Raw genomic sequence first — 13,937 nt, 5'->3', positions numbered from 1 at the left:
TGCATATATTGTAACAGTTCGGGTATCTGAACGGTTCCATAGACTGATATAAGGGAATTCATCTGTGATGCACCGGCGAAACAGAGCCGGTGCGTTTTTATATAAGAGAACAGGAGGTATCTATGAGCGACAGAAATATAGCAGTGAAGATTTTGGGCAAGACAAGAGAATATCCCTATGGTACTCCATACGCAAAGATCGTGGAGGAATATGAGGGGACAACCCGATATCCCATTGTACTGGTAATGAAAAACGGCAAGCTCTGTGAGCTTCACAAAAAACTGAAAAAACCCGGCATACTGGAGTTTATCACCACAGCGGATGAGATTGGGCATAAGACTTACAAGAGAAGTGCGTCGCTGCTGGTTCTGAAGGCGGTCTATCATGTGGCAGGCCATGAGAATATAAAGAAGGCAGTTCTTCATTATTCTGTCAGCTCAGGATATTATTTCACCATTGACGGAAATGTAAAGGTGGATGAGAAATTCCTGGCTGAAGTCAAAGCATATATGCTGCAGCTAGTGGGGGAAAAGATACCCATTCTGAAGCGGAGTGTAAGTACCGATGAGGCCATTGAGATCTTCCATGATCACGGCATGTATGACAAAGAGAAGCTGTTCCGGTACCGCAGGGTATCCAGGGTCAACATATACAGTCTGGGAGATTTTGAGGACTATTTTTATGGTTTTATGGTAAATCACACAGGCTATCTCAAATATTTTGATCTGTATCCATATGACGAAGGATTTGTACTCCAGCTTCCGGAGCAGAAAGACCCGGAGACGGTGCCGCCTTTCCGTCCGCAGCCGAAGATCTTCCAGGTACAGAAGGAATCCGGCCGCTGGGGTGAGATGATGCAGACTGACACGGTAGGAGACTTGAACGGCCAGGTAACACAGCAGGGAGCCAATGAACTGATCCTCATAGCCGAGGCTCTGCAGGAGGGGAAAATATCCAAAATAGCAGACCAGATCGTAATGGCAGGAGACAAGAAATTTATCATGATAGCCGGACCGTCCTCATCGGGAAAGACCACATTTTCCCACAGGCTGTCGATCCAGCTGTCGGCTCACGGCCTGCACCCCCATCCAATTGCTGTGGACAATTATTTCTTGAACAGGGACCAGACACCTCTGGATGAACACGGCAATTATAACTTTGAATGTCTGGAGGCCATTGATATCAAGCAGTTTAATGCGGATATGAATGCCCTTCTTAGCGGAGAGCGGGTGGAACTGCCGTCCTTTAATTTTAAGATTGGACAGAGGGAATACAAAGGGGATCATCTGCAGCTTGGCGCGGATGATATCCTGGTCATAGAGGGAATCCATGGGCTGAATGACAAACTCAGCGAGACACTGCCAAAAGAGAGTAAGTTTAAAATCTATGTGAGCGCGCTGACGCAGATCAATATTGACGAGCACAACAGGATACCAACTACAGATGGCAGGCTGATCCGAAGGATCGTCAGGGATGCCAGGACCAGAGGAACGTCGGCAAAGCATACCATTGCCATGTGGAATTCCGTGAGACGGGGGGAGGAGCAGTATATCTTCCCGTATCAGGAGTCTGCGGATGTGATGTTTAACTCGGCGCTGATCTATGAGCTGGCTGTACTGAAAATGTATGCAGAGCCTCTGCTCTTTGGAATTACGCCGGAAGAACCGGAGTACAATGAGGCGAAGAGGATCCTGAAATTCCTGGATTATTTTGTGGGAATGCCTGCGGACGCTGTGCCTCACAACTCCATTCTCAGAGAATTTATCGGGGGCGGCTGTTTTGATGTATAAAAACACCTGGCGGGATAGCAGCCGTGAATAGTAACGTATAAGACCCATAGTCTTCGTTTTTGCTGTTTACAAATCCGGAGCGCTGTGTTAAAATGACGTTTGTGTCAAGTAGAATGGATAATCGCGGCTGGCAGGACCGAAAGGGGCCAGGTGAGGAAAGTCCGGGCTTCGCAGGGCAGGATGCCGGATAACGTCCGGTGGAGGTGACTCCAAGGATAGTGCAACAGAAATGTACCGCCAGTGTTTTACTGGTAAGGGTGGAAGGGCAGTGTAAGAGACTACCGCCTCTCTGGTAACAGGGAGGGCATATGTAAACCCCATCCGAAGCAAGACCGAATGAAAAGCAATGTGGCTGCCCGTCACGCTTTTAGGTGGGTCGCTTGAGTCTGCTGGTGACAGCAGAACTAGATAGATGATTATTCACGACATAACCCGGCTTATAGTTCTGCTTGATATTTGAAAACCGCAGCTGCGGTTGTAAAACGCCTGGTATGCGTATCGGATCTGGACTCGGAAGAGTTCCTTTCAGATAAGCATACCAGGCGTTTTGTGGTTTTTGTCTATGGCTGCGGCGTCCCTACTGCTGGCCCAGGAGATAGTCTATGAACTGCTGGGCAGTCCGGCCTGAGAAACCGCCGTGCTGGAGTTCCCAGGCGTTGGCCTTCAAAAGAAGCTCATCACGGTCCATGGTGATGCCGTTTCTGGCAGCCAGGGAAGTGACGATCTCCTGAAATTCTTTTTTGTCCGGGGAACCGAAATAGATGGTCACTCCAAACCGGGAAACCAGGGAGAGCTTTTCCTGGACCGTGTCGTTGGTGTGCAAATCATCGTTTCTGTCCTCTTTGTCGCTGAAGCGCTCGCGCACCAGATGGCGGCGGTTGGAGGTGGCGTAGATCAGGATATTATCCGGCTTTTTCTCCAGGCCGCCTTCAATTACAGCCTTCAGGTATTTATATTCGATCTCAAAATCCTCAAAAGACAGGTCATCCATGTATATGATGAATTTGTAGTTGCGGTTTTTGATCTGGGCGATCACATCGTTTAAGTCCTGGAACTGGTGCTTGTAGACTTCGATAATGCGGAGACCCTGTCCGTAGTATTGATTCAGGATAGCTTTGATGCTGGAGGATTTTCCGGTGCCTGCGTCGCCGAAGAGAAGGCAGTTGTTGGCACGTTTTCCCTCTATAAAAGCCTCTGTGTTGTCTATGAGCTTTTTCTTTGCAATCTCATATCCCACCAGGTCATCTAACTGGACATGGGCTATTTTGGTAATGGGGACAATACGGACATGGGCTTCTGTCTGCAGGTGCTCCAGACGGAATGCTTTATGCAGGCCCAGCTTTCCAACACCGAAATCCTTATAGAATTCCACCATGTCATCCATGAACTCCGCCACATCCGCTGCCTGGCCCAGGCGTCTGCTGAGGGTGCAGATGCGGTCGCGGATCCGCTTGTTGAACAGCTTGCTGTTTTCGTCCACATTGGTGTAATCGCAGATCAGGGAACAGCAGGAAGTGCCGAAGGCATGGTCAAGGGAGGTCAGGTCAAAGTCGAACAGCTCTTTAAAAATAGTAAAATCATGTCTGGCAAAGTCATTGATGCTGCCTTTCACAGGGCCTACGATCTCACAGGCTGTACTGAAGGCATTTTCGTGGTTGACCAACAGAAAGGTCAGATAGTTGTGCCAGAGGTTTCCGGCAAACCCAAAGGAGCCGGCCATCTCCACAAGCTGGTTGACGCTCTGAAAGAACAGCTCCTTTCGTTCTTTTAATGCCGCCTCCTCTGTCTCAGAGGCGGAAAATATGGAGAACATATTTTCCAGTGTTTCGCCGTGGTCAAAGTTTCGGTATATGATACATTCGTTGATGTTTTTCATGGTTCTTCCTTCTTTTGTTTTTAGTAGTTTCCGTGTACACGAAGATTTTGAGCTTCGGATCTCAGGCCGCGCAGGGCATTTTTAACAGCACTGTCACTTAAATTTCCCTCGAAATCCACAAAAAAGCGATACTCCCAGTTGCGCTCCATGATGGGACGTGATTCGATCTTGGTCATATTGAGGCCATTGTAAATAAAATGGGAGAGGCTGTTGTACAGACTTCCGCTCTCATGGGGAAGTTCATAGCTGACACTGATCTTACGGGCATCCCGGCAGTAGATCTTCTCCCTGGTCACAATAATAAAACGTGTGGAATTATTCACATTGGAGTAAATGCCTTCTTCAAGGACCGTAAGGCCAAAATGTTTTGCCGCGTGGCGGCTCCCAATGGCAGCCTGGGCGGGGTCCTTTTCATCCGCCACCTTCTTTGCGGCAGCGGCGGTATTGCTCCACTCCATCTGCTGCCAGTCTCTGTGCTCTTCCAGATACTCTCTGCACTGCATAAGAGCCTGCGGATGGGAATAGACCGTGCGGATATCTGAGAGGGAGGTGCAGGGAAGTCCCATGAGTACATGCTCACAGGGAATGATCTGCTCCCCCACAATCACATGGTCATACTCTGTGAGCAGGTCATAGATATCCTGGACGATCCCCGCAGTGGAATTCTCAATGGGAAGTACGGCAAATTCAGCCCTTCCTGTTTTGATCGCTTCCATGGCGTCCTTCCAGGTATCCACGTGAAAGCTCTTGATTTCCTCACCGAAGAAGGTGTGCATGGCAGCAAAACTGTAAGCCCCCTCCACACCCTGGAAGACAACCGTGGCATGTTCCTTTTTCAGATCCTCTATTTTGACAAATTCGGTTTTTTCCTCCATACCATTTTCCTGAAGAAGCTGGTACTGGCGTTTGCGGCTGATGGACATGATCTGTTCAAACAGTTCCTGCACGCCGCAGCGGTTAAAATCATTATGGGCTTTGCCGCCGAGGGACTCCAGCTTTTCCTGTTCCCTGCTTTTATCAAAGACGGGTTTTCCTGTCTCAATCTTAAACTGCGCCACATCCTCGCAGATCTTCATCCGCTCCTCAAAGAGCTTTACGATCTGGGTGTCAATCACGTCGATGTCATTACGCATTTTTTGTAAATCCAACATACTTTTGTAACCTCTCCATTTCTGAATTAAATCCGCCTTGTTGTTTCAAGAGAAAAGAAAGTACGGCAGGCGGACTTTCTTTTATTTATCATACACCGGCACTTTACAGTACGCAAGCTTTTTGTATAATTCCGTAATGATCCGGTTATTTGAACGGTTACATAATTTCAGCTATTAGAATCCATAATAATAAGAAAAAAACAGGAGATAAAAGCATGAAAAAGCATACCTTTCTGCTCTGCGGCACTGCCGGCTGGTGTATGGAGATTTTGTGGACCGGAGTCCATGCCATTCAGAAAAAGGATTTCCGGCTGATTGGACAGTCCTCAATCTGGATGTTTCCTATTTACGGGATGGCTGCCTGTATCAGGCCGGTTTCAAAAAGCCTGAAAGGATGTTCTACCTTCCTTCGGGGCAGCATTTATATGACGGGGATTTTTGCGGCGGAGCTTACAAGCGGCGCGCTGCTGAAGCATTTTCATATGTGTCCCTGGGATTACAGCAAGGCCAAGCTTAATTACAAAGGACTGATCCGGCTGGACTACGCTCCGGTATGGTTTGTGACGGGTCTTTTTTTTGAGAAGATACTGTCCGATAATTCTTGAAATTACCCTTGAACTGGTATATGATAGTACATGGTAATCACGCAGGAAGAACGCGCCTGTGTGACTGCAACATGATAATTATATACACAGGAGGTAATCTATGAGACACTTGATGAGTCCGCTGGATTTTTCCGTGGAAGAGTTGGATAAAGTCTTAAATCTGGCCAATGATATTGAAAAGAATCCGGAAAAGTACGCTCATGCCTGCGACGGCAAGATCATGGCGACTTTGTTTTATGAACCAAGTACAAGAACACGTTTGAGCTTTGAATCCGCTATGCTTCGTCTGGGCGGCAAGGTTCTGGGATTTTCCAGTGCTGATTCCAGTTCCGCAGCAAAAGGTGAGAGCGTTGCCGATACCATCCGCGTGGTTTCCTGCTACGCAGATATCTGTGCCATGCGTCATCCGAAAGAGGGTGCGCCGCTTGTGGCATCCATGGCATCTGAAATCCCAGTCATCAATGCCGGAGACGGCGGCCACCAGCATCCAACACAGACTTTAACCGATATGCTTACCATCCGTTCTTTAAAAGGACGCCTTGACAACATCACCATCGGTCTGTGCGGAGACCTGAAATTCGGCCGCACCGTTCACTCCTTGATCGAGGCCCTGGTCCGCTACACAGGGGTCAAATTTGTCCTCATTTCCCCGGAGGAACTTCGTGTTCCCGACTACATCAAAGAGGACGTACTAAAAGCCAGCGGCCATGAATTTGAAGAAGTGGAGCGTCTGGAGGAAGTCCTCCCGGATCTTGACCTTCTCTACATGACAAGAGTACAGAAGGAGCGTTTCTTCAACGAGGAAGATTACGTCCGCATGAAAGATTTCTACATCCTGGACAAAGCCAAAATGGATCTGGCCGGACCGGACATGCTGGTGCTGCATCCCCTTCCCAGGGTAAACGAAATCTCCACAGAGGTGGACAGCGACCCCAGAGCCGCCTATTTCAAACAGGCGCAGTACGGCGTCTATGTCAGGATGGCGCTGATTCTCACACTATTCGAGGAGGTGGACTTATGTTAAATGTTGGCCGTTTAAACGAAGGTGTGGTACTTGACCACATCAAAGCCGGAAAATGCATGACTATCTACAAAGACCTGAAGCTGGACAAACTGGACTGCTGCGTTGCCCTCATCAAAAACGCCAGAAGCCAGAAAATGGGCAGAAAAGACATCATCAAAGTAGAATGCCCCATCGACACCTTAGACCTTGACATTCTGGGCTTCATAGACCACACCATTACCGTCAACATCATAAAAGACGGAGAGATCGTACAGAAAAAAGAACTCCAGCTCCCAAAACAGATCACCAACGTGATCCAATGCCGCAACCCCCGCTGCATCACCTCCATCGAACAGGAATTAGACCAAGTCTTCATCCTGGCCGACCCCGAAAAAGAAATCTACCGCTGCAAATACTGCGAAGAAAAATACCGCGGCAACCGCAACAAATAATTTTTCTCGTACAAATCATTTAAAGAAAAAACCTGCCTCCAGCCCTCATAATAAGAATAGGCCATAGACAGGTTTTTTCTTTTCTCTTTATCTTTTATCTTTTTCTTTTTTCTTTTCCTATGTGGAGCTATAAATAACCAGGAGGAGCCGCGGCGGATGGGACCTGGGGTGTATCTCTGTTGGCGAGGTTAAGTGGAGCGGCCCGAAGATCCACTGGCTGTGAGCACTTAGTGAAGAAGGCTCTCCTGATGAACTTAGTGCGAACGCCAGTTAGCTGAGGGACGCGCAACGTCGAGCCAACAGAGATACACCCCAGGTCCCATCCGCCGCGGCTCCTCCGTCCGCTTATTTATATCCCCCCTTCATTCTTCTCCTCCAACACCCGTATCGCATGATAAAAAAACTCATTCAAAGGCGTCTCCACCCCCACTTCCTTCCCCATCCGGATCACAGCCCCCGCAAAGATATCAACCTCCGTCTTCCTTCCGGCCTCAATATCCTGCAGAGTGGAAGGTTTATTCCCATAAGGTATTTTAGGAAACACCTGCCTCTGGGCCACGATATCCTCCTCAGACAGGCCAATCCCTTTTTTATTGGCAATGGCCACAACTTCCCGCATTGCTGCTTCCCGAATGGCATTGGCATGTTCACTGACCACCCATGCCCCGAACGGGATGCCCAGAATGGCGGCACTCTGATTTTCACTCACATTACACATAAACTTGTGCCACATGTCAAACACCATATCTTTTGGCACAATACATTTGATGCCTGCCCGGTCAAACAGATCTTTTACTGCCTGCACCTGTGGGGAGATCACGGTATTCTCTCTTTCTCCGATCTCAAAACGTGCGGTTTCCTGCTGAAAGCTGACCTCATTTCCCTTCATCACCACACTGACCCTTGCGATGGAATAGAGCAGATGTTCCCATCCGTATGTTTCAGCCACCAGTTCTTCACTCTCCACGCCGTTTAAGGGGCACATTAAAATGGTGTCAGGCCCCACCTGGTTTTTTACATCCTGTACAGCCTGCTTCAGTCCGCCCATCTTTGTGATCAGGATTACCAGGTCAGCAGGCTCCATCTCTTCTTCAGGGGAAACGACATGAAAAAACAAAGGCTCCCCGTTTACAAGAATACCGTTTTTCTCCAGACGTTTCCTGCGTTCTTCGCCTGCAATGATCCGCAGGTTACTGTATTCCAGCGCATATTTTAAATGGGATGCCAGAAAACTTCCTATGGCTCCCAGCCCGATCAGGGCAACTGTCTTGATCTCTTTCATATATTCTCCTCCTAAATATGATCGTTACTGTTTATTTTATCCTTAAATGTCCGGTTCTGCAAGAGGCAACAAAATGGGGATACAAAAGTAAGAAAGGAGGGGCATCTTTTAAGGTGAAATTATGGATATGGAAAAAGAGTTACAGATGTGTTAATATATAATACGGTTGGCCTTAAACGCTAAACATAGGTCCCCTTTGGGAAAACATCAGCAGCCAAGCAAAACTGCCACCTAAGGCGGTAGTGCATGGATATTGCCCGTGACTGTGAAGGTACAGAACAGGTACAACAAATATATATAAAGTAAGGAAGGCATTGAAATGAAACAAAAGAAAGAGACAGATTTAGGCAGAGAACCCATAGGCCGGCTGTTATTCAGGCTGTCGGTTCCCGCAATTACAGCGCAGGTAGTAAATGTGCTCTACAACATGGTTGACCGCATGTATATCGGCCATATTCCCGGATACGGGGCACAGGCATTGACCGGGGTGGGTGTCACGTTTCCATTGATCATGCTGATTTCGGCATTCGCGGCACTGGTGAGTATGGGAGGCGCCCCCCGTTCTTCTATTATGATGGGAAAAGGAAAGAAGGATGAGGCGGAGGAGATCATGGGTAACTGCGCCATGGGGCTTCTCATAGCAGGAATTCTTCTGACTGTATTTTTCCTTATATTTTCCAAGGACCTGCTGCTTTTGTTCGGGGCAAGTGAGAATACCATTGAGTACGCGACGGCGTATATGCAGATCTATGCAGTGGGTACCTTGTTTGTGCAGGCTGCCCTGGGGATGAATGCGTTTATTACGGCTCAAGGGTTTGCCACCGTAAGTATGCTCAGTGTGGTGATCGGGGCTGTGTGTAATATTGTACTGGACCCTATTTTCATTTTCGGGCTGCATATGGGGGTACAGGGCGCTGCTCTGGCAACTATTATATCCCAGGGCGTGTCTGCTGTGTGGGTCATCCGGTTTTTGTGCGGAAAGAAGACCACGCTCAGGCTTCGGAAGAAATATATGCGGATAAAGCCTAAAGTATTTTTTCCCTGTATGGCTCTTGGGCTGTCACCGTTTATTATGCAGTCCACAGAGAGTATCCTGAATATCTGTTTCAACTCCTCTCTGCTGAAATACGGCGGGGATATGGCTGTGGGCGCTATGACTATTTTGTCCAGTGTGATGCAGTTCTCTATGCTGCCGCTTCAGGGGCTGACACAGGGGTCCCAGCCCATCGTCAGTTATAATTTCGGGGCAGGGAACCCGGACCGCGTGAAACGGGCCTTTTTCCTGCTGCTGCGGTCCTGCGTGATCTATGCAGTGGCTATCTGGGCTGTGGCTATGTTTGCACCGGGGGTGTTCGCGGCTATTTTCACAAGTAATGAGGAGCTTATGCGGACTACCAAATGGGCCATGAAGATCTATATGGCGGTGTCCTGTATATTTGGAGTCCAGATTGCCTGCCAGCAGACGTTTATTGCGCTGGGGAAAGCGAAGGAGTCGATTTTTCTGGCCCTGCTTCGGAAGGTGATCCTGTTGATCCCTCTGATCTATATACTGCCGGTATTCTTTGAGGATAAGACCATGGCAGTGTTTTTGGCGGAGCCGGTGGCGGATATGCTGGCAGTGACAACTACGGCTGTGTTGTTTGGGGTACAGTTTAAAAAGGTGATCGCTCAAATGCGGAAGCGGGAAGCAGCGGCTCATGGACAGCGGTAAGGAAATGCCCGGCACACAGAATCAGAAAAAACAGATCTCCGGTCAGGGAATCGAATTTATTCCCTGACCGGGGGTCTGTTTTTGTCTGAGCAAGTCTAAACCTCCCCCGGATACACAGGGGATATTTAAGAAGAAATAGAATTGACATGCAGATTAGAAGTGCGTATAATGAACAATGTTCAGTTTGAAAATATAAAAGAGTATTAGCAGAAAGTTTGGCGGGAGGAAAACAGGAGGTTTTAGCGTGAATACAGTAGTGACATCCAGGGAGGAGATTTTGAGGACTGCGGGGAAGATGGTGAAGGAGGGAAAGAAAGAGCGGATCAGTATGAGGGGGATTGCCGGGGCATGTGGGATCGCGGTGGGTTCCCTTTATAATTATTTTCCTACAAAGAATGATCTAATGATCGCAGTGGTGGTGGAATTGTGGAAGGAGCTTTTCTGTGTGCCTTTGAGTAAGATAGAGGGGGAGAGCTTTTTGGAGGTCGTGGAGTGTATCGGGAAGCGGATTGGGAGATACGGAGGGGGAAGTCAGGGATTTTTGGCGGAACACGCCTTTGTTGTGGGGGATAAGGAGAAGGGACACCGGGTGATGGAGGAGTATCTGGGGCATATGAAAAAAGAACTTCTGACCGTACTGTTGGGGGATGAGGCTGTGAGGAGAGAAGTGTGGGATGAAGGATTTTCGGCGGAAGATTTTGTAGGGTTTGTGGTGGACTTTCTGGTGGAGGATCTGATGAGGGGGACGGACAGGTCCGTTTTTTTAAGAGAACTGATCCTGCGTGTGGTTTATGGTAAGAAAGAGAGGATTTGAAATGAAAGTGAGAAAGAATTATCTGCTGCTTATAGCAGCGCTTGTGTGGGCTGTGGCCGGAGGAAATATTCTGCGTATTGGTGTGGAGGCATATGAGGCTTACTTCGGATTGCTGAATGTTCTATTGTCAGCCGGGGTTTATCTGGTCTTCCAGATTTTTGTGTTTGGGAAGATGGTGCGTAAGCATACCGTGAGGATTGTGGGGTATGAGGAGGAGAGACAGTTTTTCCTGAAGTTTTTTGACAAGAAGGCCTTTTGCATTATGGCATTTATGATGACTTTCGGGATTGGGCTTCGCGTTTCCGGATGGTGCCCGGAGGTGTTTATTGCTGTGTTCTATACAGGGCTTGGGGCTTCCCTTTTGACTGCGGGCGGATTGTTTCTGGTAAATTTTGCGGGAGTAATGAGAAAGAGTATCTAGAGCGCATAGGACAGAAAAATAAAATGATGATAATGATTGAAAATTGTGCTATACTGCTTTCAGGCGTGTTTCCTGCGTTTACCGTACTTAGTACAGCATCCATTAAATAACTACCCACTTCGCTGGCCTGATTTTCCGATTGTACAGATGCAGGAGGCGGGGTGAAACAGGCGGCTTTGTAAAAAAGTGTTTCGGTTTATCCGGGACACTTTTCCTATGCGCAGGGAGCCGTGCCAGGGATGGAACATCCGTCCGTTTCCTGTCCGACAGCCGGAATTATCCATCTTATATGAAAAGGAGACTATGGCAGCTATGGAAAAAGATATGACGAAGGGAAGTCCGTTTCGGCTGATTTTGGCTTTTACGGTTCCCCTGATCATCGGCAATGTGTTTCAGCAGCTCTATAATATGGTGGACGCCATTATTGTAGGGCGTACGGTTGGGGTCAATGCGCTGGCGGCAGTGGGGATGTCGGGCAGTATCGTATTTTTGATCCTGGGATTTTTAAATGGACTGACAACGGGCTTCACGGTTCTGACGTCCAGAACGTTTGGGGCGGGGAATCTGGATGGGATGAAGAGATCCGTGTACTCCTCCTCTGTACTGGCAGTTGTGGTCACAGTGATCCTGACCATCATCAGTGTGACAGGGCTGAAAGGGCTGCTGCATCTGATGAATACACCGGAAGAAATATATCAGGATGCTTACCAGTATCTGTTTGTTGTGTTTTTGGGGATTTGGACCCAGGTGCTCTATAATCTGCTGGCCAGTTTTCTGAGGGCTCTTGGAAACAGTAAGATACCCCTGTATTTTCTGATCCTGGCGGCAGTGCTGAATATCTTCCTGGACCTGTTCTTTATTCTGGTGCTGCGGATGGGGACAAAAGGCGCGGCAGTGGCGACTGTGATCTCACAGGGAGTTTCCGGTATTCTGTGTCTTGTGTACATAGTGAAAAAGGTACCGCTTCTGCACATGAAAAAGGAGCACAGGGTCCTGGAGAAAAATTCCGTCCGTTTTCAGATCAAGGTGGGAATTCCCATGGGACTTCAGTTCTCTATCACAGCTCTTGGCATCATAATCCTGCAGAGCGCGCTCAATGGTTTCGGAGCCAGGGCAGTGGCCGGGTTCACTGCATCCACTAAGGTGATGCAGCTGATCAATCAGGCCATGATCTCCATTGGTGTTACCATGGCAACCTACTCCTCACAGAATATCGGTGCCGGAAGGTTTGACCGGATCAGAAAAGGGGCCAGGGTTTCCACAGGGATGTCTGCTGTGTATGCACTGGTGATAACGGTAGTTTTGCATTTCTGGGGCAAATATATGGTGCGTATGTTTATTGACAGCGGGCAGACAGATGTGCTGAAATACTGCGAGATGTATTTTTCCATCATTGCGCCGTTTATGCTGATCCTGGGAACCATTTTTATATACAGGAACATTCTTCAGGGAATGGGATTTGGTTTTGTGCCCATGATGGCAGGGGCGGCTGAACTGGCAGCCAGGACAGCGGCAGCTTTTACGGCCCGCCATTTTGGCTCCTTTGAGGGGATCTGCTGGGCAGACCCTTTGGCCTGGGTGGCGGCTGCAGCGCCTCTCGTGATCACCTATCTGTGGAGAATGAAGAAATTGGAGAAGGAAGCATATGATAGAAAATAAAAAAACAGCGGGACATTTGATGGCTTTGTTCACCGTGGTTGTGTGGGGGACTACATTTATTTCCACAAAGGTGCTGCTTGGGGAGTTTACTCCCATTGAAATTCTGCTGTTCCGGTTCCTCATTGGATTTGCGGCGCTCTGCCTGGCAGATCACCGAAGGATGAGAATAAAGGATAGGAGACATGAGTTTTTATTTGCCGCCGCGGGTATCAGTGGTGTCACCCTGTATTTTTTGATGGAGAATATTGCGCTGACTTATACATATGCCTCCAATGTGGGGGTGATCGTGGCAACAGCACCTTTTTGCACGGCCATTTTGGGATTTATCTTTCTCAGGGATGAGAAACTGAAGGCCGGATTTTTTGTGGGATTTTTGATCAGTATAGCGGGTATTATCCTGCTCAGCTTTAATGGGCAGAAATCTTTTCATCTGAATCCCAGAGGAGATGTGCTGGCCCTTCTGGCAGCAGTGGTGTGGGCCTGTTATTCAGTGCTTATTAAGAAAATCAGCAGTTATGGGTACCAGACCATACAGATCACCAGGCACGTATTTTTCTACGGCATTCTCTTTATGCTGCCTGCCTTGTTCTTTATGGATTTTCAATGGCAGTTTTCCAGGTTTAAGGATCCGGTACTGCTGGCAAATATCCTGTTTTTGGGACTGTGTGCTTCGGCGCTCTGTTTTGTCACATGGAATCTGGCTGTGAAGATTGTAGGGGCGGTGAAGACAAGTGTATATCTGTATCTGGTCCCGGTGGTGACCATTACAGCCTCTGTGCTGATACTACATGAAAAAATATCAGCGGTTTCGGTCCTGGGCACTGTGCTGGTGCTCATGGGGCTGGTTTTGTCGGACAAAGGAAAGGCGGCAGGGAAAAATAATATTAGAAAATGTTGCCAAAACAACTTTTTTAATGAGAAAAAACGTGTATAATAATAAAAACAAACGTGACGATTCAATAGGTCTGTGCATTCACTGCACTGACCGTAAGAAAGTGTACCACGGCCAAGCAAAAATCCCATCGCCCAAGGCGATCCTGCATGGATTTTTGCCTGTAACTGTGAAGGTACTGAACAGTTACAAACAAAACAATAGAAGGCAGGTTCCACGAACTTTCTATTGTCATAAATAAGAACCGTTTTTCGGACAATTCCGGAGAACGGTTTTACAAT

General features: G+C 48.1%; 12 protein-coding genes and 1 other RNA gene. 10 read left to right on the top strand and 3 right to left on the bottom strand.

What is annotated here, in order from left to right; all coding sequences use genetic code 11:
- The first annotated feature begins 122 nt into the window (after nt 1–122).
- Both C6P39_RS25890 and rnpB read left to right on the top strand, forming a co-directional pair.
- Complete coding sequence (locus C6P39_RS25890) at nt 123–1,790, top strand: nucleoside kinase (RefSeq protein WP_095172636.1); 1,668 nt, start codon at nt 123–125, stop codon at nt 1,788–1,790.
- Nucleotides 1,791–1,895: 105 nt separating this feature from the next.
- Nucleotides 1,896–2,246: RNase P RNA component class A (gene rnpB, locus C6P39_RS25885), an RNA gene on the top strand.
- A gap of 121 nt (nt 2,247–2,367) precedes the next feature.
- On the opposite strand, the gene C6P39_RS25880 is transcribed toward rnpB, so the two are convergent.
- Together C6P39_RS25880 and pheA are read right to left on the bottom strand one after the other, a co-directional pair.
- On the bottom strand, nt 2,368–3,666 hold the full coding sequence (locus tag C6P39_RS25880; protein ID WP_104805667.1) for an ATP-binding protein: 1,299 nt from the start codon (nt 3,664–3,666) through the stop codon (nt 2,368–2,370).
- Between the two features lie 20 nt (nt 3,667–3,686).
- Complete coding sequence (gene pheA / locus C6P39_RS25875) at nt 3,687–4,817, bottom strand: prephenate dehydratase (protein ID WP_095172638.1); 1,131 nt, start codon at nt 4,815–4,817, stop codon at nt 3,687–3,689.
- A 215-nt stretch (nt 4,818–5,032) separates the two neighbouring features.
- On the opposite strand from pheA, the gene C6P39_RS25870 reads away from it, so the two are divergent.
- The 3 genes from C6P39_RS25870 to C6P39_RS25860 all read left to right on the top strand — a co-directional run bounded on the left by C6P39_RS25870 (nt 5,033) and on the right by C6P39_RS25860 (nt 6,877).
- The gene (locus tag C6P39_RS25870; protein WP_104805666.1) at nt 5,033–5,422 is read left to right on the top strand and encodes a putative ABC transporter permease; all 390 of its coding nucleotides are present in this window, start codon (nt 5,033–5,035) and stop codon (nt 5,420–5,422) included.
- A 100-nt stretch (nt 5,423–5,522) separates the two neighbouring features.
- Entirely contained in the window at nt 5,523–6,446 is a 924-nt protein-coding gene (gene pyrB, locus C6P39_RS25865) for an aspartate carbamoyltransferase (protein WP_104805665.1), read from the top strand.
- Entirely contained in the window at nt 6,440–6,877 is a 438-nt protein-coding gene (locus C6P39_RS25860; protein ID WP_095172641.1) for an aspartate carbamoyltransferase regulatory subunit, read from the top strand. The genes pyrB and C6P39_RS25860 overlap by 7 nt, the downstream gene beginning before the upstream one ends.
- 349 nt (nt 6,878–7,226) lie before the next feature.
- Here C6P39_RS25860 and C6P39_RS25855 read toward each other — a convergent pair whose 3' ends face one another.
- A complete protein-coding gene (locus C6P39_RS25855; protein ID WP_104805664.1) occupies nt 7,227–8,159 on the bottom strand; it encodes a ketopantoate reductase family protein in 933 nt (310 codons plus the stop codon).
- 319 nt (nt 8,160–8,478) lie between these two features.
- Here C6P39_RS25855 and C6P39_RS25850 point away from each other — a divergent pair, with 319 nt between their 5' ends.
- The 5 genes from C6P39_RS25850 (at nt 8,479) to C6P39_RS25830 (ending at nt 13,698) form a co-directional block, all read left to right on the top strand.
- Complete coding sequence (locus tag C6P39_RS25850; RefSeq protein WP_288890721.1) at nt 8,479–9,870, top strand: MATE family efflux transporter; 1,392 nt, start codon at nt 8,479–8,481, stop codon at nt 9,868–9,870.
- 244 nt (nt 9,871–10,114) lie between these two features.
- Nucleotides 10,115–10,684, top strand: a complete 570-nt coding sequence (locus C6P39_RS25845) for a TetR/AcrR family transcriptional regulator (protein WP_104805663.1) — start codon at nt 10,115–10,117, stop codon at nt 10,682–10,684.
- 1 nt (nt 10,685) lies between these two features.
- Nucleotides 10,686–11,105 carry a hypothetical protein gene (locus tag C6P39_RS25840; protein ID WP_104805662.1) on the top strand — a complete coding sequence of 140 codons (420 nt, stop codon included), beginning with the start codon at nt 10,686–10,688 and terminating at the stop codon, nt 11,103–11,105.
- Nucleotides 11,106–11,321: 216 nt separating this feature from the next.
- Nucleotides 11,322–12,764 carry an MATE family efflux transporter gene (locus C6P39_RS25835; protein WP_330407130.1) on the top strand — a complete coding sequence of 481 codons (1,443 nt, stop codon included), beginning with the start codon at nt 11,322–11,324 and terminating at the stop codon, nt 12,762–12,764.
- Nucleotides 12,751–13,698, top strand: a complete 948-nt coding sequence (locus C6P39_RS25830) for a DMT family transporter (RefSeq protein WP_104805661.1) — start codon at nt 12,751–12,753, stop codon at nt 13,696–13,698. The genes C6P39_RS25835 and C6P39_RS25830 overlap by 14 nt, the downstream gene beginning before the upstream one ends.
- Nucleotides 13,699–13,937: the final 239 nt, after the last annotated feature.

This window comes from Blautia marasmi (genome assembly GCF_900258535.1).
In the GTDB taxonomy this organism is placed as follows: domain Bacteria; phylum Bacillota; class Clostridia; order Lachnospirales; family Lachnospiraceae; genus Blautia; species Blautia hominis.
The sequence above is the reverse complement of the archived record's forward strand: the minus strand, read 5'-3'. Positions and strand labels throughout refer to the sequence as shown.